The sequence below is a fragment of the Providencia sp. PROV175 genome, from assembly GCF_032707045.1.
In the GTDB taxonomy this organism is placed as follows: domain Bacteria; phylum Pseudomonadota; class Gammaproteobacteria; order Enterobacterales; family Enterobacteriaceae; genus Providencia; species Providencia hangzhouensis.
The window spans coordinates 145,336-168,683 of record NZ_CP120534.1; the positions used below are offsets into that span (position 1 = coordinate 145,336).

At 47.0% G+C, this 23,348-nt stretch carries 23 protein-coding genes; 21 read left to right on the top strand and 2 right to left on the bottom strand.

What is annotated here, in order from left to right:
- Positions 1–78 precede the first annotated feature (78 nt).
- From P3L44_RS21440 to P3L44_RS21480, 9 genes are all read left to right on the top strand, one after another.
- Positions 79–1,173 carry a type-F conjugative transfer system secretin TraK gene (locus P3L44_RS21440; protein ID WP_237072360.1) on the top strand — a complete coding sequence of 365 codons (1,095 nt, stop codon included), beginning with the start codon at positions 79–81 and terminating at the stop codon, positions 1,171–1,173.
- Between the two features lie 7 nt (positions 1,174–1,180).
- Positions 1,181–2,569 carry a TrbI/VirB10 family protein gene (locus P3L44_RS21445; RefSeq protein ID WP_052219380.1) on the top strand — a complete coding sequence of 463 codons (1,389 nt, stop codon included), beginning with the start codon at positions 1,181–1,183 and terminating at the stop codon, positions 2,567–2,569.
- 2 nt (positions 2,570–2,571) lie between these two features.
- Positions 2,572–3,105, top strand: a complete 534-nt coding sequence (gene traV / locus P3L44_RS21450; RefSeq protein WP_042847246.1) for a type IV conjugative transfer system lipoprotein TraV — start codon at positions 2,572–2,574, stop codon at positions 3,103–3,105.
- A 407-nt stretch (positions 3,106–3,512) separates the two neighbouring features.
- Positions 3,513–4,256: a DsbC family protein gene (locus P3L44_RS21455; RefSeq protein WP_042847243.1), complete on the top strand. Its 744-nt coding sequence runs from the start codon at positions 3,513–3,515 to the stop codon at positions 4,254–4,256.
- A gap of 23 nt (positions 4,257–4,279) precedes the next feature.
- The gene (gene traC / locus P3L44_RS21460; protein WP_042847241.1) at positions 4,280–6,769 is read left to right on the top strand and encodes a type IV secretion system protein TraC; all 2,490 of its coding nucleotides are present in this window, start codon (positions 4,280–4,282) and stop codon (positions 6,767–6,769) included.
- Positions 6,766–7,041, top strand: coding sequence for a hypothetical protein (locus tag P3L44_RS21465; protein WP_042847240.1), 276 nt, complete (start codon positions 6,766–6,768; stop codon positions 7,039–7,041). Before traC ends, P3L44_RS21465 begins: the two co-directional genes overlap by 4 nt.
- 131 nt (positions 7,042–7,172) lie before the next feature.
- Positions 7,173–7,583 (top strand): signal peptidase I, encoded by a 411-nt coding sequence (lepB, locus tag P3L44_RS21470; protein WP_239955657.1) that lies wholly within the window; start codon positions 7,173–7,175, stop codon positions 7,581–7,583.
- Positions 7,577–8,836, top strand: a complete 1,260-nt coding sequence (locus tag P3L44_RS21475; protein ID WP_173424828.1) for a TrbC family F-type conjugative pilus assembly protein — start codon at positions 7,577–7,579, stop codon at positions 8,834–8,836. The genes lepB and P3L44_RS21475 overlap by 7 nt, the downstream gene beginning before the upstream one ends.
- Positions 8,833–9,918, top strand: a complete 1,086-nt coding sequence (locus tag P3L44_RS21480) for a TraU family protein (RefSeq protein WP_226617178.1) — start codon at positions 8,833–8,835, stop codon at positions 9,916–9,918. Before P3L44_RS21475 ends, P3L44_RS21480 begins: the two co-directional genes overlap by 4 nt.
- Before the next feature lie 50 nt (positions 9,919–9,968).
- Here the strand turns inward: P3L44_RS21480 and P3L44_RS21485 are convergent, their stop codons facing one another.
- Together P3L44_RS21485 and P3L44_RS21490 are read right to left on the bottom strand one after the other, a co-directional pair.
- The gene (locus P3L44_RS21485; RefSeq protein ID WP_042847238.1) at positions 9,969–10,499 is read right to left on the bottom strand and encodes a tetratricopeptide repeat protein; all 531 of its coding nucleotides are present in this window, start codon (positions 10,497–10,499) and stop codon (positions 9,969–9,971) included.
- Between the two features lie 143 nt (positions 10,500–10,642).
- Positions 10,643–11,392, bottom strand: a complete 750-nt coding sequence (locus tag P3L44_RS21490) for an AcaB family transcriptional regulator (RefSeq protein ID WP_052219379.1) — start codon at positions 11,390–11,392, stop codon at positions 10,643–10,645.
- 647 nt (positions 11,393–12,039) lie between these two features.
- Here P3L44_RS21490 and P3L44_RS21495 point away from each other — a divergent pair.
- From P3L44_RS21495 to P3L44_RS21550, 12 genes are all read left to right on the top strand, one after another.
- A complete protein-coding gene (locus tag P3L44_RS21495) occupies positions 12,040–12,510 on the top strand; it encodes a hypothetical protein (RefSeq protein ID WP_162762202.1) in 471 nt (156 codons plus the stop codon).
- Positions 12,511–12,588: 78 nt separating this feature from the next.
- Positions 12,589–13,026 carry a hypothetical protein gene (locus tag P3L44_RS21500; RefSeq protein WP_042847236.1) on the top strand — a complete coding sequence of 146 codons (438 nt, stop codon included), beginning with the start codon at positions 12,589–12,591 and terminating at the stop codon, positions 13,024–13,026.
- A gap of 466 nt (positions 13,027–13,492) precedes the next feature.
- Positions 13,493–14,182, top strand: a complete 690-nt coding sequence (locus P3L44_RS21505) for a single-stranded DNA-binding protein (RefSeq protein ID WP_272662178.1) — start codon at positions 13,493–13,495, stop codon at positions 14,180–14,182.
- An 85-nt stretch (positions 14,183–14,267) separates the two neighbouring features.
- Positions 14,268–15,812 (top strand): recombinase RecT, encoded by a 1,545-nt coding sequence (locus P3L44_RS21510; RefSeq protein WP_042847235.1) that lies wholly within the window; start codon positions 14,268–14,270, stop codon positions 15,810–15,812.
- A 59-nt stretch (positions 15,813–15,871) separates the two neighbouring features.
- Positions 15,872–16,987, top strand: coding sequence for a lambda-exonuclease family protein (locus P3L44_RS21515; RefSeq protein ID WP_052219377.1), 1,116 nt, complete (start codon positions 15,872–15,874; stop codon positions 16,985–16,987).
- Between the two features lie 367 nt (positions 16,988–17,354).
- Positions 17,355–17,729, top strand: a complete 375-nt coding sequence (locus P3L44_RS21520; protein ID WP_042847234.1) for a hypothetical protein — start codon at positions 17,355–17,357, stop codon at positions 17,727–17,729.
- A 66-nt stretch (positions 17,730–17,795) separates the two neighbouring features.
- Positions 17,796–18,857, top strand: a complete 1,062-nt coding sequence (locus P3L44_RS21525) for an AAA family ATPase (protein ID WP_042847233.1) — start codon at positions 17,796–17,798, stop codon at positions 18,855–18,857.
- Between the two features lie 99 nt (positions 18,858–18,956).
- Positions 18,957–20,222, top strand: coding sequence for a DUF3150 domain-containing protein (locus P3L44_RS21530; RefSeq protein ID WP_052219376.1), 1,266 nt, complete (start codon positions 18,957–18,959; stop codon positions 20,220–20,222).
- 52 nt (positions 20,223–20,274) lie between these two features.
- The gene (locus P3L44_RS21535; protein ID WP_042847232.1) at positions 20,275–20,556 is read left to right on the top strand and encodes a hypothetical protein; all 282 of its coding nucleotides are present in this window, start codon (positions 20,275–20,277) and stop codon (positions 20,554–20,556) included.
- 108 nt (positions 20,557–20,664) lie between these two features.
- On the top strand, positions 20,665–22,386 hold the full coding sequence (locus tag P3L44_RS21540; protein WP_226617179.1) for a VWA domain-containing protein: 1,722 nt from the start codon (positions 20,665–20,667) through the stop codon (positions 22,384–22,386).
- 98 nt (positions 22,387–22,484) lie between these two features.
- A complete protein-coding gene (locus P3L44_RS21545; protein ID WP_042847230.1) occupies positions 22,485–22,970 on the top strand; it encodes a hypothetical protein in 486 nt (161 codons plus the stop codon).
- A gap of 60 nt (positions 22,971–23,030) precedes the next feature.
- Positions 23,031–23,345 carry a hypothetical protein gene (locus P3L44_RS21550; RefSeq protein WP_042847229.1) on the top strand — a complete coding sequence of 105 codons (315 nt, stop codon included), beginning with the start codon at positions 23,031–23,033 and terminating at the stop codon, positions 23,343–23,345.
- The last annotated feature ends 3 nt before the right edge of the window (positions 23,346–23,348 follow it).

Genomic DNA, 23,348 nt, shown 5'->3' on the forward strand with positions numbered 1-23,348 from the left:
TAAACAAAGTGAGCAGCATTAACAAAACCGTCGCGGTAACTTCCTGTGTATTGCGTCTGTCACTGTTCGGGGGAACAAATGTTGAATAGTAAACACGTTAAAATATTGGCGCTGATGATTGCGTCAATCACCGCCGGGCCATCCATTGCGAATGGCCTTGACGTTAATAGCAATACACTGTCAGTCGATAACGGCGTCGTACTCCAGCGTTCTGGGGACTATGCATCTGAAGAGCCTGTTGTCGTTGCATCGAAAAAAGGTAATCACACAGCAACTGCGGGCGCATCAACCAATGCCAGTTCCAGTGATAATCCTGCCGTAGACGGCATTAACGTCCAACCGGTCCCTAACGCCATTGTTCAGCCTGTCCGATTAACTGATGATGTCATCCCTTCTCGCCAGGATCTGATTGTAGAGCCCGGCGTAAATACCCTGATCCCGATTTCTCTCGGCCAGCTTAACCGTATCGTGACGCCGTTCGAGAGACCAACAGTGCAGCGCTTGCAACTGACTGACGTAAAAGTCAGCGTACAAGGCAATGTGATCTATGTTTCAACGACCTCAACCAATCCGGTCGCACTGTATATCAGCGAAAAAGGTGACGAAAGTGTCGCGCTGTCTTTGTCTCTGGTTCCGCAAAAGATTGCACCAGTACAAGCTTCGTTAATGCTTTCGCGTAAAGTCGGTAATGCTCCGGCCGGAGCGGGGCATGCGCAGTCAGCAGGGGTGATGTACGGCGGTAACGAAGCCAAAGCTCGTAAATGGGAGCAGAAAGACAACTACGTCGAAACGATCCGAAACATTCTTCGGGCTGTTGCGTTGGGCGATATTCCTCCTGGCTATGCAATGGGCAATTTAGGCTCTGGTCATAGCATTCCAAACTGTAACTTCAGCACAGGTACAGCGCAGGACAATATCAAATACAGCTTTGCTGGCGGCCAATATATTCAGGGCAGTCAGTTCAGTGTCATCGTGGGCGTTGCGCAGAATACCGGCGCTTCTACCATCACGGTAGACGAGTCACTTTGCACTCACCCTAACCTCGCCGCGCGCGCACTCTGGAGCCGGAACACGCTCCAGCCGGGCCAAAAGACTGAAGCCTACTTTGTCATTCGCAATCAGTCACAGCAGGCACAGGTTGATGATTCTGTACGTCCTAAATTAGCGGAGTAATAAAAAGATGAGTAAATTGAAAGAACGCTGGGACACGCTGGACGCCAAGAAAAAACGTCTTTTTGTGTTGGGGGGTACGTTTGTTGTACTGATCCCAGCTATCCTCCTGCTGATGCCTGAATCGCGCACACCTGCGGCGCGCGGGCCATCAGAGCAAGTTATTTCCAGTGTATTGACTGACACTGACACCCAGGGGGTTAGCCAGAACGCGATCGCTGCTCGCCTGCGCGCTTTAGGGGAAGCGATTGAAAAGCAAAACTCAAACATCACGGATTTGAAAAAATCCATTAACGTTGACGAAATCAACAAGCGCCTGATCGCCATTGAGCAACAACAACGCACCGACCGTATTGAACAAGAAAAGCTGAAAAAACGTGTTGCTGAAGGCTCTACCGTATTGCCTTACTCCAAATCAGTTCGGTCAAAAGACGTCTACAGCGGCGATAATAATGCTAAGCAAGGTGTAGAGAAGTTAACGTCGGACAGTGTTCACGAAAACCTGAATAACGACGGCACGCTCCAACGAGTGTACGAAAACACCCAGCAGCCGAACCCCGCTGATTTTGCTGCGGATAAAGACGCCAAAGGTAAAGACGGTAAGGCGGCACCACAAGCAACGCCGGATATTATCTCTGTGCATGAGGACATAAAAGAGGTCGCTGCCGCTGATCCTGATGATGATCCAGCATTCCAAACCTACCTCCCAGCGACCTCAATCCTGAGTGGTGTCTTCATTTCAGGTATGGATGCACCGACGTCACAGAACGCTCGCAAAGACCCCTACCCAGCGCTTATCCGCATCAAGAAAGACGCCATCCTGCCGAACCGCTTCCGTGCGGACGTGCGTGAGTGTGGCATGTTGGCCGCTGGATTTGGCGAGCTGTCGTCCGAACGCGGCTACTTCCGCTCTGAGGTGATCACCTGCATTCGTGATGATGGTGCTGTATTTGAATCTCCACTCGATGCGTATGCAGTGGGGGAAGATGGTAAGGCTGGTGTACGTGGTCGTCTGGTTACCAAGCAAGGTCAATACCTGGCGAAAGCCTTGACCGCAGGCTTTTTACAGGCTGCGTCATCGTTGTTTAGCGTCCAGAACATTCCGACTATCAACGTTACCCGCGATAACAACAGCGGTAAGAAAAACAACACGCCTTATGAGCAAGTGATGAGCAGCGAAGCCCTTCAAGGTGCTGCTATCGCTGGTGTTGGTGGAGCATTAGAACGCTTGGCCGATTTCTACATGAACATGGCCGGTGATCTGTTCCCTGTTATCGAAATCGATCCGGGTCGCAGTGTCGATTTTATCGTTCAAAAAGGTGTAACGCTGAAATTTACCCGCGTCAAGCCTAATGGCAAAGCAACGCCTACCACTTTCAATTCTAACGGGACTCACTAATTATGTGGAAAAAACGTCTTTTAGCAATCTGTGTCGCAGTAACTGGTCTGGCCGCATTGTCTGGTTGTTCGCTGGTGGATGGGAATTCAGAATACGGCTGTAAAGGTATGCCCAATGCTGTCACTTGTATGAACATCCGCGACATCCACCAGCTGACCGATGGTGATGACTACCAAGATCGCATTGATGCGGTGTCGGAACAACAGCTGTCTGGTAAACCAGTAGATCTGAAGCGAAACAGTGTTGCAGGTACCGCCGGGGCTGGTGGTGTGGCAACTGGTGGTCGTTATGTACCTGTCCCTGCTGCTACCGCAAACCCTCAGCCAATCCGTACTCAGGCACAGGTAATGCGTGTGTTGGTTGACCCTTATGAATCCGCAGACGGTGATCTGAACGTCCCTGGCTATGTGTACACCGAAATTGAACCTCGCCGCTGGGAAGTTGGCGCGTCACATGCATCGACCCGGAGTGCTGTTATTCGACCAATGAGCACGCCTCCAGTGGCGGCACAAGCCCCTCAAACACCGAGCAAATAATGCTCCAATTGAAATTAATGCAAACTGAATGATTTGATATTCCCCCTCAAATACAGTCAGTTGTGTTATAAAAGCCGCCTAGTGCGGCTTTCTTTCATTTAGGGTCTCATTGCTATTTATAAGGATTGTGATTAAAATTACAGACGCATGGTAACCATACCGCATTTTGCCAATGCTGACATTCGATGTGTGACTTACCCCTCGCATTGGATAAACCCCACTCAGACATATTGGTAAATGGATTCATGCGCAAGGCCGTTCCCCCTCGAACGGCCTTACCTTTTTCTAATCCTGCAAAAATCCCCCTTAAAGAGAACGCTGTTTTTTGACCTCGTTTTGCTGGCCTTTTCGCTGTTAATCCGCCTTTTCACCATTGAAAATGTAGCCTCATTCACAGGAGCACTCCAATGACGCTACGCAAGAAAGTATTATCCCTGATTCTGTCCGCCAGCTTCGCCGCTTCCGCTTTTGCCGGTGCAGATGTGAACGCTGATACTGTGTTTAACAACAAAGCCTTCATGAACGCGCCGAAGGAAAGCAAAGACGTCAAGCGCTTCGTTGTGCCAACCAACGGCATTATCGCGCTGGAAGTTGACGGCAAAGTCAACCTGCTGTCGTCAAATGGCCGGTACCTGTTCAAAGGCACCATGTACGACACTTGGGCCAAGAAAGACCTGACCACACTTGATGAGATCACCAAGTATGCCAGCATCATTCCGATCAAAGAGCTGAAACTGAACATCGCTGATCTTCAACCTGCCGTTTGGGGCGACGGACCTAAAAAAGTCATTCTATTCACTGACCCGAACTGCGTGCATTGTGCCGCAGCCCTTAATCAGCTGGCTGACCTAGACCCGCACGAATACACCGTTAACGTTCTGTCCCTGGGTGCCCTCGGCGAGCCAAGCCAAATCCGTAACAAAGAGCTGTACTGTGCTTCAGATCGCTACCGTGCCGACCGCGCTATTATCGCGCATGAAAAAACCAAATTTGACCAGGTTAAAGACTGTGATATGCAGGCATTGGCACGCCGCACAATCACCGCTCAGGTGTTAGGCGTCAGTATGGTGCCATTCATCATTCGAGACGACGGTGCTTTCAGCATCGGCGCACCAAAACAAGGTCTGAAAGCCTTCCTGGCTGGTCAATAAGTTCTTCTTTCTGTGGGGTTAGAATGAGCGAATCAATCATCATACAGCGTTTGAAGTCTATCAAACGCTTCTCAGATGTGTGCCCGGTTCGGGCATACGATGAGAAAAACCACATTTTCCTATGTGACAATAAATATATCGGTTTCGGCTTCCTTTGCCGTCCCTTATCCGGTACCAGCGGTAAAGAGATGCAGCAATTACAAACATTGCTGTCCTCAAATTTCCCGGCGAAAACCATTGTGCAGTTCGACCTGATTGCCAGCCCGAATATCGTTGGCAAAATTAACCAGATGGACGTTCTGCGCATGGACTGTGATGACGAAGTATTGCGCGATGCAATCTACAACCGTTCTAAGTTTCTGCTTCACAGCACCGACTATCCTATGAAGGGTACGGGTACCCGTGTCCGCAACTGTTTGTTGCTGATCACGGTGAAGGTGCCGGTGAAAAACGAATACGACATGCGAGAAGAAGAATTCAACCTGATTTCTGAATTCCGCAACACGTTTGACACCACGCTGGGGATCATGGGCTTGTGCCCTGCTACACTGACGCGCGACCGTTACATCGATGTGCTTTCTTCCATTTTAAATCAGGGGGAAACTGCTTCGTGGCGTGACCGTAATCCGCTACAAGTGCAAGACGATTTGATGATCTCTGAGCAACTGGTTGACCCTGACCGAGAGTTCTTCATTCGCAATAAATACTGTGCCTTCGGCAATCCAGAAGACGAAGACCAGCGAGGTGAGCGTCACACAGGCACAACATTTGTGCGCACATTAAGCGCCAAAAAACTACCTAAGCGGTTTTTCCCTGGGCAAGCTCAATATTTCCTCGGCGATATGATGAGCGGCGCTACTGGTATTAAATCGTCCTGCATTATCTCCATGAGCATGATCTTCTTCGACCAGCAAAACGCGAAGACCAAGTTCACGCAAAAGCGTAACTGGATCGTGCAGCAAACCGATGGGCCAATGGTGAAATGGATCCCATCGTTGAAAACTATCCGAGAAGGTTACGACCTGCTGAGTGACAAGCTGGACAACGGCGAGCCAATTTGTAAAGCCAAATTCACAGTGACTATCTTCTCAAACTCCAAAGACGGTGTATTCCGTGCTAGCCAGGAAGCGGCCAGCTACCTCAACACCTATCAATTCAAAATGATCCCGGATAGCTACTTTGTTGCGCCTATTTTCCTCTCGTCCCTGCCTATGTTCAACGAGGCTGGTGCTGAGAAATCAATGGGCCGTTACCGCACGCTGGCACTGAGTGAAGCTTTGGTTATCTCACCACTTTACGCTGACTGGCAAGGTACCAGTAACCCGGCGTTAATGCTGACTTCCCGATCGGGGCAGGTGCAGATGCTCGACCTGTTCGACTCTGATACAAACTACAACGCCTGTATTGCGGCAGAGTCCGGTTCTGGTAAGTCGTTCTTAACCAACTACATTATTACCGCTTATCGCAGTCTGGGAGCGAAGGTGTGGTGTATCGACGTAGGGGACTCGTACAAAAACATTTGTGAGACCTACAACGGGGACTACCTGGACTTCCATCCGGATAAGAAGCCATGTCTCAACTTCTTTGAACTGATTGAAGACTACTTCGGTGAAAACCCGGATAACGAAGACGGCGGTGAAGAAGACCTGATTATCGGTCTCCTATCTGTGATGGCTGCGCCTAAGGCTGGTCTGAACGACTTCGAAGAAGCTCGTATGAAAGAACACGTTGCCAATCTCGTTCGCAAGCACGGTAAAGAGACTACCGTTGATATGGTTGCGGAATCACTTCTGGCGGATGAAGAGAACGACATTAAACGTTTGGGGCACCAATTGTACCCATTCACCAGCCGGGGTCAGTACGGCAAGTTCTTCGTAGGCAAAAACAACATTGACTTCCGTAACCCGTTTACGGTTCTGGAACTGTCGCGCCTGGAAAGCTCTGAGCACCTGAAGCAGGTTGTGCTGTTACAGCTGATTTACCAAATCCAGCAAGACATGTTTATGGGCGATCGCGGCCAGATGAAAATCGTGGTTATCGATGAAGCCTGGGCTTTACTCAAAGGAAACATCGGCGCGTTCATTGAAAAAGGTTACCGCCGCTTCCGTAAATACAACGGCGCTGCCATTACGATCACGCAATCCATTAACGATATTTACAAAGATAGCGTCGGAAAATCTATCGCCGACAACTCTGCGTTTATGCTGTTACTGGGTCAGAGTGAATCTGCGATCAACGAAGCTCAGCACCACCAGCGCTTAGCACTGGATGATGCAGGGTACCGTTTCTTGAAAACGGTGCGTTCAAGCCGAGGGGTTTACTCCGAAATTTACGTTATCTCCAAATCCGGTCAGGGGATTAGCCGGTTGATTGTGGATCCGTTCTCCATGCTGCTGTACTCGACAGCGCCGGATGACGTGGCAGCTATCAGAAAACGTAAAGCACAGGGCATGTCCACCCAGGATGCCATCAATTCAATTCTTGAAGAACGACAACGAGGTATAGCCGCATGATTAAGACCGCAGCTGTTTCATTACTCTGCGGGTTTCTGGGAGCCGCCCTTTATGGGCGGTTCGTCCCTCCCGCTGCACCAACTGACTACATTGCTGTGGTTAGTTATACCGGGGCAAATGGAAAGGTTCTCAGCGACCCTCAAATCAAACTGGTTCATGCGCGCGCCGAGGCAATGGCGAAAGCTGGCTACATGGTCCTCAATGAGTCCGCTCTATACAAATATCCTGCCTATATGCAGATCCCGCAAACAGTTTCTTCGTCAGGCAACTAACCGGGGGTATCGTGGTCATGGCCGCAGCGAACTCACTTTGGAAGAAGATTTATAAGCAAAAGCGACCGTGGAAAAAACATGCTTTGCTGATGTTGCTGGTGGGGGCGATCTCTGCGCCATCAAGTTATTACGTGTTGCATCGTTTCGAAATTGGTATTGACCCTCAAAATAACCAGTGCTTACCCCCTTACCGTATTTATCTGGTAGATAAGCACGACACTACCCCCGTTAAAGGCACTACCTTTGCTTTCAGTTCGAAATACATGGGTGAGTCAGGGAAAGGCATCAAAATGGTGGACGGGGTCGGTGGGGATGCCATCTCTGTGAATGATGAAGAGACCACAGTAAATGGTTCGATGGTCGGTGAAGGCCTAGCGCTTGCCACAGAATCAGGTCACACCCCTCAAGAACTTACTCGCAATGGAGTTATCCCTGAGGGTCGGATCTGGCTTATGGGCCGAACAAAACTCAGCTTCGACTCTCGCTACTGGGGATCGGTGCCGGAAACACAAATCATAGGAAGGGCCTACCCGATATGGTAATCCAACTAAAAGTCACGAAGTTTCGCAAAGCTCTCATCGCATTGGCCGTGTTTAGTAGCATGGCCTATTCTGTCAGTGCGGCATCACTGCCTTTGACGGATTTACCCTCTCGCCCTGCTGAGGTAACGGATAATGAGAAGGCCGATATTGATAGCCTCATCCGTGTAGCAAGAGAGCAACAAAAAAATGAAGAAGCTAATGCAAAGTCAGCGCGTGAAAATAACCGCGAAATGCTTCGAAAAATGCCAGAAACGCGTACTGACAATGAAATGATAAGTGACACTGTCACTGGCGCAATTGCAGATGCTGACGTTGCGGACGGTAAACAAAACAAAATGGCCGGTGATTTTTACTATGTGCTAGTTTCTGCATCACTGTCTGATAAGGAAATTAAAGACATGATGACCGACTACGATGGCCGCAGGGATGTCTCGTTGGTTATTCGTGGCGTTACTGATAAAGCAAAATTAATGGACGAACTCACTCGCTGGCAACAGCTGGTGCTCGACTCCGGTGCAGAAGTGACAGTTAATCTGGATCCGGTCATCTTCAAAGATAATGCCGTTACCGCAGTTCCAACCATCATCCATGAGAAAGATGGTGAGTTTGTAGCCAGCGTATCTGGCATCTCGAATATCGACTTCCTGAAGGGTAAAACCGGTAAGCTGGGTACCGCAGGCCCTACGAAAGAAGTCGTGGAGCGCAGCCTGCTGGACATGATTGAAGAAGGGGTTAAAAATCTCGACTTTGAGCAAATGAAAAAAGACGCTTTGAACAACTATTGGCCTCGCCAGCGCCAGGAATTTGAAGTGTTCCCGACAGTTAAGAAGCGCGCAACCCACACCATCGATCCTACGGTAATCATTCCCCAAGATATTGTCACGCCTGAAGGGGTTGTCGTCGCTAAAAAAGGAAAGGTGAATCCGTTAGATGTGATTCCGTTCGGCCAGAAGCTGATAGTGTTTGATGCCAGCGTGCCGTGGCAGCGTGACTTTGCGCGCCATGAGTACGAAAACACGGAGCCAGGCATCAATCCCATTCTGATCACAACGAACGTATACGGTGATGGCTGGGATACGTTCAAAGATGCAGCGCAGCATTACGGTGAGAAAGCCCGACTCTACATGATCCAGCCAGGTATGTCTGAGCGCTTTGGTATTGAAGCGGTACCCAGTATCGTCACTGCTGACAGAAAAGTATTCATCATCAATGAGTACCCTGAAGCCAACTATGCTAATAAGGTGGCAAAATGAAATCCTTACACAAAAAATTAAAATCATTCAGTTTGCACCTAATCGCTGCCACGGCTGTTTCCTTATGCTTTGCAGGCAATGCAATGGCTGATAAAACAGCCGAGACTGCGCCTGCGGTGAATGAGGTATGCCGTGATAATCAACTTCTTTCCTTCAAGCTTTTTACCGACGTATGCTGGGGGTGTATTTTCCCAATCAAGGTTGCAGGAATTACAATGGGCCCCTCCGGTAAAGTGCCAGACAATGCCGCTAGTGGTATGGCGTGTGCTTGCCAAGACGGTCTTGGGGTGTATCACCCAGGCGTGCTGACAGCTATGTGGGAGCCCCGCAAAATCATCGAACTGACACGCACGCCAGGCTGCATGTCTTCGCTGGGAGGGGTTAACCTTAACCTCGGCAATAACCTTCAGTACGGCATCCAAACCGACGGCGGTGATGAAGAGCGACGTAATAAGTTTTCAATCAGCTTCTATAACGCCCACATGTACGCTCTTCCTCTGTTGCGTATGCTTGACCTGTATTTGCCGGGGCAATGTACTGCTGACCCGTACAGTGACTTTGATGTGGTTAGTTTCTCTGAGATTGACCCAACCTGGAACAACACAGCTTTGGCTTTCTTCCAGAACCCGGAATCGGCTGCGGTTGCAAACGTCGTGGCACAGCAAGCTTGTGCATTAGAGGCAGCGGCTCAATTCGCGGGGAAACAACCAATGGACTCGCTTTGGTGGTGTGCGGGCTCTTGGGGAGGGCAATACCCATTGACGGGATCGGTGCGCAGTATGGACACGACTCGAACAACCAGCTTGGCCGGTATTCGCGAGCTTGCTGTTGAACACCGTCGTGGTTTGGCTTACCGGACTATGGGGAATGATACAGTCTGCCGGTCAAAGATCTACCCGACCTTACCTAAGCAGCAATACAAACTGAATATGTTCAGTCCGACACCTGAAACCAAAGAAGGCCATGAAGTCGGTGAATCCCCATATCAGTGGCAAGGTGGAATGTATCGCTACCCCACAGGAAAAGGCCAAGATTCAACATACATGATCTATCAATGGATGGATTGCTGCCGAACTATTTAACTCGCAGTTTTGATTGAATCAGACCCTTGTATATCTACAAGGGTTTTTTATTACCACCCTATTTGTGGAGTTACCGTAATATCACATTCTTTTGAAGAACTTTGTCTGCATGAATCTTTCAATTTTTCAAAAGCGATTATGTATTCTTCAGCTGGCTTATACCCTTTAACCTTTGCTTTATTAATCAGAAAAATACCGAAATCAACATCTTTGGGAAATCCAGCACCATCTATATACATTGTTCCTAATGTAAATTCCGCCCTGGCAGAGCCTTGACCTGCGGCCTGGTGAAACCAATATCCTGCTAACCGATAGTTAACCTTACCGTTTTTTCCGAAGTAATAATGTAACGCAAGGGATTCCTGGGATTTAAGATGGTTTTGTTTGGCAGCTTTAAGAAATGATTGTTCTGCGAGGTCGAACTTACCCTCGTTCGAATACCGCCAACCTTCTTGATACAGATTTTCAAGATCGTTCGTGATTTGCGTGTGGGGGGGATTTGTATTTTGTTGCTGTGTATTTGCACCTAGGGCAGGAAGGCACAAGGAAAAAGTTAGCAGAGCAATGGCTGTCTTCTTCATAGAAACCTATTTGTTATTTTATTAATTAAATCAAACAGAGGATGCGAAGAACGTTAACAAATATTTCACTAATTGCAAGCAAGCGCATACAGAAAAGGCAGGTGGGTGGCCTGCCTTGGTGAGGGGGCTTGATGAGAGGGTAATTACGCTTCGGTATGGCTTTCGGTTTGCGTGGCTTCAGCTTCGCTTTGCTCTTTGTTCGCTGGGCTCGCAACATCTGCATTCTTGCCATTATTGTCGTTCAGTTCTTCGACAGTGGCCGATGCGTGCCGGTCAAGGGTGTTAACCATGTTGCGAATACTGTCGCGCAAGCGGGTTTTATAGTCATCCACTTCATCCTGATTAAACAGGTTGTTCAACCACAAGCGATCAAGCAGCGTTATCAGCTCATCGAAGCTACGGAACAAACGCACTACACGCATGGCATCAGGAGTACGTACTCGAATGCTGTAGTCGCGCGGGGCCGTATACGAAACCTCTTCAATACGACTCGTTCCAGAAGCCTCGGCCTCTTCAAGAACTTTAGTCAGCGTTGAAATGCCGAAGCTAATTTCTTTTTCTGGTCCCGCCAGGATTTCACTCACGGCTTTTTTGGTGCGGTCAATCGCCCCTTTTACACCGAGGCGTTCCAGTCCGGTGCTGTTAATGGTCAGATTAAACAGCGCCTTTGACATCAAATTGTAGTGGCGTTGCTGCATGCGAATACCTTCTTGCGTTTGCAGCTGGAACGGTACGGTGATCTCCGGGTTAGAGTATTCGCGGCGTTCGCGTGTAGGTGCCTGCCCTTTGTTTTGCGTAGGCTCCGGCGAACGTGTACGGTTGCCACGGTTGTTACGTTTGATTTGACCCTGCTTTGCGTTATCAGTCACTTTAGCCTTCTCTGTAGTTGCCATGATTTATCCTCACATTTAGTCGCATTTAAGCCTGACTATTTAGTCATACGAAAACGGTCAAGTCATGGGAAAAGGCCAGCATTTCGCGGAAGAAAAACAGTTCTTGATTTGACTGGTTATCTGAAGTAGGCTTTTGTAACAGCCTAGCTGATGGCCTACTCTCTTCTCAGCATAACTTCAAACGCGAACCCGTAACTTCGGTGTGAATATACCACCGCCCCCTGGTAGCCTAACTGGCTTTCCTCACGGGTTTCGCACGCCTAAATCAGGCCAGAGCATCTCTGACGTGTTCTTGTTCTTTGAACAAAACATGTCACCTTGCCGCCCTAGCAAAGGGTATTTTTGGATCTCAATCCAAACCAAAAAAATTGTTAACTTCCTCTTATCTCAACTCCTGCGTTTTGTCTGTGTCCGGACTTCGTTTTTACGATGTCTGTCGCTTTGTTTACATCCATTGAATCCTCACATTTCAGGGTGTTTCTCTGTGGCCGGACTTCGCATATAAATTTATGGTGAATATTATGTCTTCTTTCGAATTGCAAGGCTTTGTTTATATTGGCATGTTCCTCTCGTTGTTCTGGCGTCCTAAGAACGCTTCGTTCGTAGTGCCAGCTGGCATTGCTTTTTATATTTTCACGGCTGGATTTGTGCAATCCACTATTCCTTTAATCATTGCCTGTGGCTGTCTGACTCTGTCAGCTGTTGTTCTGGCTGTTCAAATCATGTCTCGTTTCTCTACTGAAGATGACGAACTTGATGAGTCTGACGATTCTGATGATTCCACCACTTCAAGCGCCAAGCGTCCTTCTCGCACTGTTATCACTGAGCACGAAGGTAAGTTGGTTTCTTTTGGTATGGCTCATTGGAAAAATGACCGTTCAAACGATATGTCCTTCTATGTTGAAATCGAAGGGCAAAATAAAGTTTGGGCTATTGGTCTTAAAAAAGCTGTCGAGAATTCTGGTGCTAAAATTGGTGACACTGTTGTTTTCTGGAAAGACTCCGAAGTGCGCACCAGTAAAGCTCAGGTTCTTGATCGCAAGGGTAATGTGACTGGTTATCGCGACCTTGAAACTGACAAACGTCGTGGTCTCTGGATCATGGAAGTTGTTAGCTGATATTCACTAATCTCTCTTAAACAAGCCCAGATTCCTGGGCTTTTAACTATTTTAAATCTATTAATTTCAAGGTGATTTATGATTATCATTAATGCTTCCACGTTCGAAAACTGTATTCGTTGTGGTAGTCCTTGTCAGTTGGAAGGCTTTGATGCTTCCCGCAATACCTATACCCTCAATTGTAATGATTGTGGATGGCATTGCTGTCACCATGAAGGTGCTGATGATTGCCCTCTTTGTATCAGTCAAAATGATGATATTGCACTTCGTGAATGCGGCGTTAAAAACCGGACTGAAGCTATCAAGTTGATGGCCAAAGTTAAATTCATGTTGGCTTCAGTAGCATGCAATATTGGTAAGAATCGATTGAGAAAAAAAGATCGTTCACGTCTAGAAGACGCATTCATGATCTTTGTCCATCTGGATGGAACGAGCTACTCCAATAGCTTTACCTATCGCGCCACCCTGGACTTCATTCATCGTCGATACCTTCAATTAGCTGCTGCGTATCATTGAGTTTCGAATGTTCTTCTATCATTTTTCATCTTAACCTCCCAAGAAACCCAGCCTATGCTGGGTTTTTTTTGCCTTTCGATTGACCCTTACGCTCCTATCGCTTACTCTGTTCTGGCGATTACATCGCATAACTTCCGGCAATAGCCCTTAACCAAAACACCTAATTTCGGCCACCAGCGCCTCTACGAATGAATCCCGCATTCATTCTCACGGCTTTTTCATGCCTACAAAACAGAATTCGACAGCCCGGTGCCCTATAAGGCTCCGGGCTTTTTGCTGCTCGTCGAACCGGTGTTTTTCCTCACGCTGAGGAATATCAGTGCGTCCAGTCACTCTACTGGCCATTGCAATACCCTTAACTTCCCTTCCTAAACAGACTGTACCTGAGATTTAACCTCAGGCTAGTCAGGCCTTTCCAGGCATAAACTTTCTAAATATTTTAAATCTATTAATTGAGGTATTAACTATGTTCTCCAAAGCTAAAGGTAAAGTAGCGATCGACCCTCGTTATACTCCCGCTAAAAACGGTAATGACTCTGTCATTTTTTTCCGTTTGGGTTGTGAAATGAAGATCAACTCGCAAAAAGTGATTGAGTTTTTCCCTATCAAGGCTTTCGGTAAAGTTGCTGATTTTCTCCACAATACCATCAAGAAAGACTCTGAGATCTCTATCGAAGCTATCGCTCGCACAGCTCGCTATGTGAAAGATGGTTCCGATGTTCAGCGTACTGAGTTCCATGCATTCTCCGTTCACGATATTGCGACCAACCTGGTCGTTGATACGCGAATTAATGATGCTAATCCTCAGTCTTACGTTGCTCCAATCACTGCTTCGACACCAACTCAACAACCACTGCGTTCGCCTGAATTACAGGCGCGTCTGGATGCTGAGTTAGTTGTTCAGAAGATGAGTTATGACGAAGTGAAAACGATCGGTAACAAGTTCCGTGCAGCACTCCAGCAAGCACAGAAAAGTGCCGCAGCCAAGAGAGAAGCCAAACAACAGCCGCCCGCTCAACAACCTACCGTTAAGCAAACTGTGACAGCTCGTAGCAGTGCGATCTTCGTACCTTCTACAAAGCCTACCGTCACAGACCAACTCATTGCAGCTCGTGCAATTGTTAGTAATGGCAGTTATTCCGATATGCGCGGTTAATACTCCGCAGTAAACGCCACTCGTTGAGTGGCGTTTTCATATCTGTTTGGTCAATTTTTAAATCTATTAAATATGAGGTACTACCATGTCTTATTCGAACAATGCCCGTCGCGCTTATGACAACAATAACGCGAAAAGAGCCAACACTGACATCACGGTCAGAGTTGACACAGTGACCCGTCACATGATGACTCTAGGTAGTCAGTTTGAAAAGGCTGCAATGCACCCACATATCTCTTTCCAGAGAGAGTGTGTGTTTGCCAAGCACATCATTAACAACAGTGACTATCTCACTGGTATTGCGTTAACTAACCCGCGTTCTTTCGAGACTGCGTTTTTACAGTTAGCGAGTTCCGGTTTGACACTCGACCCTGCACAGAAACAGGCATATCTGGTTCCACGCAATAATCGGGTGATCTTGGATGTCTCTTATCTCGGCCTGATCAAAATGGCTACAGATGAAGGACTCTGCCAAGACATTGTTGCTGAATTGGTGTTTGAGAATGATGCAGTATTTAAGCCACAAGGTCGTCGTAATAGTCCGATCCATGAGTTTGACCCATTTGCTAGCAAAGGGGATTTGATTCTGACGGTGACGGATAAAGGTACCTTAGGCGCTCGCGGTAACTTCCGTGGTGTCTATGTGGACTTTCTCATGCGAGATGGCCGCAACCTCGTTTACTTTGTAACTGTTGAAGATTTAGCCGCTGCTCGCGCAGTTTCTGAATCTTGGAAAAAAGTTGATAAAAGAGCATTATCTCCGTGGACAACATTCCCGTGGAAAATGGTTCTGAAATCCGCCCTTAAACAAACCGTTCATTTAATCCCAGGCAACCGAACTCGAATCAGCGCAGTGATTGATTATCTCAATACCTACGGTGAAGAAGGGTTCAAGTCTTCCGCTCATGTCCCTGTTGAAGCTGCTGCTGCTGAAATGGCTCAACGTCAAGCTGCTCAGGCTGCTAACAATGATGTTGCTTCATCTCAGCCTATTGTTGCTGACGACAGTGTTATTGAGGGTGAAATTGTTGCTCATGATGACGTCGCTCCCCCTGCGCAATCGGCCCAACCCGTTGAGAAGGCATCTCAGCCTGCGTCACAGGAAGCTCAGTCAGCTCCAGTTGATGTTCAACCCAAGTCTGATGCGGGTGGATCTCAGCCAGAAGAACTTCAAGTTCCGATGTCTGAAATTCCAGGTGTTCGTCAAAGCAGTTTCAAACGAATTGCGAAACTCGTTACCCGCGCAGAAAAAACGCTGGCTTACGAAACCATGATCGCCGAACTGAAAGACGCATTTTCTTTCAACGACAGCGAATTGGCTTACGCAAAACGTCAATTGGAACAATCGCGCCGTGACCTGCTCAGTACGAAAGTTTCTGAGTCAGTTCACATGTGTGATTTTGGGATCGCAAATGACTTTGTTAATCGTCTTGCTGACGGGGAGTTTAAAGCCAGTGCAGCCCAGTGGGTTTCTTCTGTTGAAGCTGAAACTAACTCCATGCAAGTGCTCTACTCTCAAGCTCTTCAGTCCGGTCAATTCGACGAACTTGAATCTGCCTTGAATTCAGTCAAACACAAAGGTCTCAAAGAGATGTTGTGCAACCTGATTTCAACAGCTAAAGCAGCATAAAACATAACCGGCATTTATTGCCGGTTTTTTAATTTTATAAATTTATTAATGGTGATCGTATGTCTGATTCAATCTGTGAAATTGTCGATATTGAACAAGGAACTCCAGAGTGGCACAAATGGCGTAGAACAGGTGTTACGGCAACATGCTCCCCAATTCTCTTGGGTGCGCCTGGAGCTATGAAAACGCCTTATCAGTTATACCTTCAGTATGCAGGCTTGCTTGCTTCTGAAGATCTATCTGCGATTAAGCAGGTGGATGCCGGTAACAAACTCGAAGCGCTTGCGCGGTCTTACTGCGAAAGTGAATTGGGGCAAATAGCCTCACCCTTTTGCGTTCGACATGCCAAGTACCCGTTCATGATAGCTTCGCTTGATGGACAGCTCGATGACCGTTCTGTACTGGAGATCAAGAATCTCTCAGAGAAAAAACATTTAGCTATCCTCGAACAAGGTTCAGCCTCGCCGGAATTTAAATATTACTTCTGGCAGGTGCAGCATCAGTTATTCGTAACAGGTGCCCCGCAAGCTTATCTTGTTTTCTGGTCCGCTAAAGATCAGCCGAAGATTTTCCTTATCAAACCTAACCAGGGCGCTTTCACACGTTTGTTTGCTGCATGCAAAGAGTTCTGGGAACGTTTAAATCAAAAGGTAGCTCCGGCTTTTGATAAACAGCAAGACATCCTGCTGGTTTCTGATGCCGATATTCTGGCCCAAACCAGTGAATTTACTGCTCCAGATGATCTCTCTGCTCGTATCGCTGACATCCGCCGTCAAGTTGCGAATGTCCGCGCCAAAGAAGCCGAGTTTGAAGCCGTGAAAGCCCAGTTGTCTAATCTTGAAGAAACGCTTAAGGCGTCGATTCAAGGTCTTGCAACAGGTCTTGGTTTCAAAAGCACAGACCCTGTCCGTATTGATGGGTTTGGTTTTCGCTATCTGGAAAGTAAAGTCAAAGGTCGCACTAACTGGAAAATGATCGCTGAGCGTCTTAATGTGACTGCTGAGCAATATCCGGACTGTGTGACTCAGGAGTCTCTTCGCTCCAGCCTGTCTGTCTATGAGTATGAAGCTTCCCCAGAGGACAGCGTTTATATTCCACCTGAAGCCATCAAACCTGTTGTGGCAGAAGGAGATGCACTCACCGGTGTTGAAGACAATGCCTTGTTGTTGTTTTAACTCTCTCACACCCGACTTCGGTCGGGTTTTTTCTTGTTGACCCAGCTGTAAGAATTGATTATTGTAGCGGTGCGGTACACACCGCCTAACTTCTGGCAACCTGCCCCTAAACACCTAATTTCGGCCATATCGCCATTCTGAATGCGTTTACTCTCATTCACACGGCACACGCATATCTGTACCAAATTCGATAGCCCGTTGCTTTTTAAGCAGCGGGTTTTTTTATGCGTCGAAAACGGTGTTTCGTTCTCAAGCTGAGAACAACAAGTGCCTCCAGTCACTCTACTGGAACTTTGCAATACCTTAAATCTCGCCTCTTTTCTGAGGCCTTAAACCTTTTAAATCTATTAATTTTAGGAGTCTCTCCATGTCCATCGTTAATCTGACTGCATATAAAGCATCCGACGCACAACGCGAAATGGGTGTGATTGATGTTGAACGTGACATTTCACAAATCATTCGTGAAAAACTCTCGTTCAATGACTGCCCCACCGTTTCGTTAATGCAGCAACGTGCCGACGAACTAGCAGATATCGCTTTGCTGCTGTGTTCCCGTCACCAGGCTGAAGGTGTTTTGGTTTATGCCAAAACCTACTTTATGCCAACCCTGATCACCGCGCTTTCCGAGCGTGGTATTACGGCGTTTGCCACTTATGCACCTAAGTCGATTGTCTGTGAACAAGGACAAATGAGTAGCCGGTATACACATTCCAATCTGGTTTGCTGTTCTCCTGCTGCTTAATTCGACGACTCTTCACTTTTAAATTCCCTAACTCTTTTAAATCTATCTAAATTATTGAGGTAATACATGTCTACTTTTAACACTACTCTAGCTGCTGATACCCTGGTTCGTAACGTCGCAATCTCTCCGGAATTATTCGGCGTTGTCATTCCAGAACACATGAAAGCGCAGGTTAAACCGTATGCTGGTTTCGCTGCGGATAATGCATTCAGTGCTGCCATCCCTAGCCGAAATGATCATTACGTGTTTGAGCCGTCTCTGCGTGCGTCTGTCCTGATGTGGATTAACTACCCTCAGGGTCAGTCGCTGTGGATCTCCGGCCCTACAGGCTGCGGTAAAACCAGTATTGTTGAGCAAGTTGCCGCTCGACTGAACTGGCCTTTGATGAAAACAACAGCTTCTCAGGATTTGGACATTAATAGTCTTGTCGGTGGTCTTCGTCTCGTTTGCGACACAATGACCGGTGATACCCGTACAGACTTCCTTTATGGTCCTCTGGCACTTGCTTACAAATTTGGCCTCATTTTCCTTTTGGATGAATACGACCAACTTGACCCAAGCTGTGCTAACGCTTTTAACGCGATCTTAGAAGGTGGGAATCTTGTTATTCCTGAAACCAACGAAGTGATCAAAAAGCATCCTAACTTCCGTTTTGTCGCTACAGCCAACTCGATCGGCCAAGGTGATTTAACGGGTGTCTATGGTGGTGTAAAAGTGCTGAACGTCGCGAACCTCGATCGCTATATGTTCATCAACGCGAATTACATGCCAAAAGACGTTGAAACCTCGTTAATCAAGAAGTTCATTTCAGATGAAGTGCTCGCAGGTAAGTTTGTTGAAATCGCTAACATCATTCGTAAGTTGTTTGTCGGCAGTGATATCGCTGGTGATTTTAATCAGTCCAATGACAGTTCTTCTGTCAAGGTATCCGCTGTTTCGCCAGACACGCGATTGTCTGTTACGTGCTCTACTCGCTCGCTGATTGCCTGGGTTGAACGTTTCTCGCTGATGAATAAGGCCAAAATGCCTGAAGCTCTGCAAGTTTCCTTCGACTTACAAATCGGTAACCGTGCCGGTGCTGATGATAAGCGTGCTCTGCATGCCATCCTCAAAGCGGTATTCGGTTAAACCTTGTTAACACCTCTCTAAATGCAATTCTCTAAATAAATAATGGCCCATTTCTGGGCCTTTTTAATATTTTAAATTTATAAATAAAAGGTAACTAATATGTCTACGAATAACCAAACTCACACTCAAGTTTTAGACCAATTAATCCTGGTTTCTCTTTCTGAGATTTCCTGCATTAGCGGCCGTAAAAAGCTGCAACGTCAAGACTTAGGTGAAAATGCCGAACTGCCACCAGAAGTCATGGTGTCTCTTGGTTCTAAGAAAGTGATTGACCCGCAGTTGATTAACCCGTTTGAACGCTTTAAGAACAAGGCTAAGAAAGCTTGTTTGTCCTACGGTGTTGCTTTCATGGGCGGCTATGCTGTCCCAACGGATAAGGTCAATGCACTCATCGATGAACTGAAGGATGTGAAGCAAGAGTTTTATGACTACAAAAAAGAATTTTTGAAGGCTGATTTTAATGGCTGGATTAATTCATTTGAGGAAAAGTATCGTGCAATCCTTGTGCGCGATGCCGCGATTGATATCGGCTATATGGATTCCCAAATTCAATTTGGGTTTACTGCGATTCATATCACTCCTTATGGCAATGCCATCATTCAAGATGGTTTTGCAAGTCAGGTAAAAAGTCTAGCAGATGAAGTCTATGAAGACGTTGCCTCCGTTGCTGACAAGTTCTTAAAGAACCTGAATAGCAAAGATGCAATCAGTCAACACACACTGAATCCGCTACGTCGTTCTGCTGAAAAACTTCGTACTCTGGCGTTTATTGACCCCAGTGTTGAAGGTCTGTGCGAGTACATGTCTCAAGTGCTTGATAACTTACCTTTGACAGGCAAAGTTACCGGTCAAGACTACAACAATGCATTATCCCTTCTAAACAACCTCCGCGATCCACAAGCTGCTAAGTCGTTTGTATCGTTGCTTTCAAATCCGCAAGCTGATTCTGGTTTGGATGCCTCTTTGGTTCTCGACGCCTCTTTTGAGTTGCCGACTACCGATTTGGTTTCTCCACCAGCACAACCTGCTTTGGAAACAACACCAGCCACTCCTGCTGACGTGGTTCCACACACGAACGCATTCGCTGTTGCTGAAACGATTGATGATAGCTTCTTGGCCGACCTGCCACTCGACTTGCCTCCGGCCGGTCCTGTTGCAGACCCGGTTGTTACAGTGGCTGATACGTCAAGCACTGTTGAAGTTAATCAGCCTGCTGGTTCTGTTGAAGTTGTTGATGATAGCGCGCTGCTGAGTTCTTTCGTCGTTCCTGCTGCCGCTGTCGATTTGAATGCCCCGGCTTCTGCTACTCCAGTTAATCTGGATTTTGCTGATACCGATTCAGACGATGGGATCATGATGTTCTAAATCTAAGGCCCCTTTACGGGCCTTTTTTAATTTCCTAAATATGGACTTGGTTATGCAAAAGTATCTTTTGTGCAACAACGAGTTACTTGTTGAGTTTAGTAAATACGGTGAGCAGCTTCCTATGGCTTTTGCTGTGTTGTTTGGTAATACCCTGCCCTGGCTTGGTGTTTCTGAAACTGATTTCGACATCCTCCGTTTAGGCCCGTCTCACTCTCTCTACCGCTTTACCTGGCAACAGGTACTGCAAAACGCCTCGGTGACTTTGGATAGCAAAACGTTTTTTTTACGTTTGGCTGACAACGGTGACCTTCGCACCTGTTTGAAACGTCCTTAACGACTCGTTTTCGTCCTTTTAAATTTATATTAAATCTATTGTGAGGTAAGTATGGGTATTTATAACTCTCTGCCCGTCGTTGCACGCGCCCTGAGCGATCAGCTCGGAGTGAATGTAACTGTTGGTGGTTCTACGGCTTGTGCTTCTCAGCAAGGTTCTTCATTCACTATCAACATTCCTTTCTATAAGGATGCTGAAAAATTGTCTGACGTCCTTCTGGGTTATTTGGTTCACGAAGCTGCGCATGTCAAATACACAGAATTTCCGATTCTGAAAGAAGACATTCCTGCTCGTGCCAAACAAGGCTACAACCCAAGTGTTCTTGGTAAGTTGGTAAACATAACCGAAGATCTTCGTATTGAACGTGCGATAGGTCGTCGCTTTCCCGGAGTGCCTTCATTTCTCAAAGCGTTAAATCACTTTGTTTTTAATGAGGACACGAAACCAACTGATGATCCTGCTGTAGCATTTATCAACGGTTTACTCTTGTGTGGTTTCAAACGGTATCACGCACTTAACATTCCTGTTGATCAAGCCCAATCAGACTTCATTCGCTTATTCGGACAAAACATGTTTGATACAGCGATGGACATTCTCGGTTTGGCGATTAACGCGCCTTCCATTGCCGACTGTCTGGATATTTCCTGTCGTCTTTACGATCTTGCAGTAGATGCTTTTAACGATAATCAACAAGACCAACATGATCTGCCTCCTGAGACCGGTGACGATTCACAATCCGAACCAAGCAGTGATAACTCACAGCCTGGCGAAGATAATGATAGTGCTGACTCTAATGTAGATGCTGGCGATGGCTCTTCTGACGGTCAATCGTCTCAAGGTACTTCCGCTCAGCCTGGTAATGAACCTGAAAATGGTGACAGCCCTGCTTCTGGCAGTGATGTTTCCACCAGCGTTTCTACCAGCTCAACACCGTCTAAATCAGACCATTCAGACCCTTTTGCCAATGTCACTGATGATAATCTCAACGAGGTTATTAAAGGTGCTGGTGAACGCTTGAATGACTGTATTAAAGACAACGTTTCTCCAAGTGAACGCACACCTGCTGCTACCCCGTTCGGTATTGCTCCGGCTAAGCGTCACGCAACCAGAGAAGCTTCGGTTCTCCGAGGTGTTCAGGCTGCGTCTGGCCTTCGTCAGTCAATGCACGGGCTACTACAAGGTATGCAACAAACTCGTCGTACACACAAAGAAACGGGTCGTGTTATGGATACGCGTCGGCTGACTTCGGCTCTTTTAGGAGAAACCAAGTTATTCCGACACAAATCTAAAGCTGTTGAGTTCAACTCTGCCTTTACTGTTCTGCTTGATTCAAGCAGTTCATTGGGTTCTGACATGGTTGAAGCTGAAGCCGCTGTTGTCTCCTTGCTCTTTGCGTTGGACGGCATCAAAGGTGTTTCGACTTCGGCCTATCATTTCCCACATGCCACCGCAAATAACGTTGGCTTGCTAAAAGCGCGTGAACAAAGCTTCCGGGCTGCGGTTAACGCTAAGCAATTTGGTATTAGCGCAAATGGTTGTACGCCACTGGAACAAGCTTTATGGCCTGCGTTCAGTGACTTGCTAAATGCGCGCGCTGATCGCCATGTCATGGTCGTGGTCACTGATGGTAAGCCCGATAACTCCGGGCCTGTTATTCAGATGGTTAATGACGCGAAAAAAGAAGGTGTGATTGTTATTGGTATTGGCTTCGGCGGTGCTAATTCAAACATTATGACTTCTCTATTCGATGATACTGGTGTTGCTGTAGGTTCTGTCTCTGCCCTTCGCGGAAAGCTTCTCGAAGTCTCCCGCAAAGCTTTAACTCGTTAATTTTAAAACCTTCCTAAACAAATCCTTAGCCTCCTGCTTTGCATGAGGCCGGGTTTTTAATTCCTAAATTTATTTTAAATCTATTAAAGGTGATCAAAATGACTATGTCCAAAAATGCATTTGCTCATGAAAATCAGCTGTCCTTCAACGAACTGTTTGAAGCTGACGACCGGACTTATGAAGCAATTTGCGCTGCCAAAGATGATCGTTATGAATTGCGTTATTCGCAACAGATGGCTTACGAAATTATTCGTGACTCTCTGTACATCATGACGGCCCCCAGAAGCAACGTTGAACAGCGTGTTGATGAAATTCTCTGGATCTTCTCTGATAAAAATCAGTCGGATCTGTGCTCTTTCACTAGCTGCTGCTTCTTCGCCAAACTGGACCCAGAAGAGACTCGTATGAGTGTTCTGCATCGCTGGAAGCATGACCTGGCTGAACAAGATCGTTTAATTCAGTCGAACCACTACGATGCGCCATCAAATATGGACTTCGTTGAATCACAGCGTCGCGGTTTCGAAAAATACAAGAAGGCGTTCTATCACTACTACCCGAACGAAGCTGCTCGGAAGTGTGCATAACCGCTTAAAGAATAACGCTGGCATTTGTCAGCGTTTTACTTTCTCTTGGAGATATTCATCATGGCTAAATATATTAATTTTGATACTTCTGTCGTTGAACCACAAAGCGGCTTTACCGTTGAAATGATTGATGACCTCATTGGTTACGTGCATGGCAATTCACCAAAGCGTAGTGTTAGTTTGTTTGAAAACCTACCCGTTTTTGAAGAGTCTTTCGTGATCAATACGTACCACCCAATGGCCCCGGATTCACTAGAAATACACTTCTTCCGTGATGAGACAGGTAATTGGTGGCCGTACATGACCGTTGATGCACTGTGTTTAGTGCATACGTTAACGACATACGGCTACGGTCTGATGGGCTCAGAGGGTTAAGCA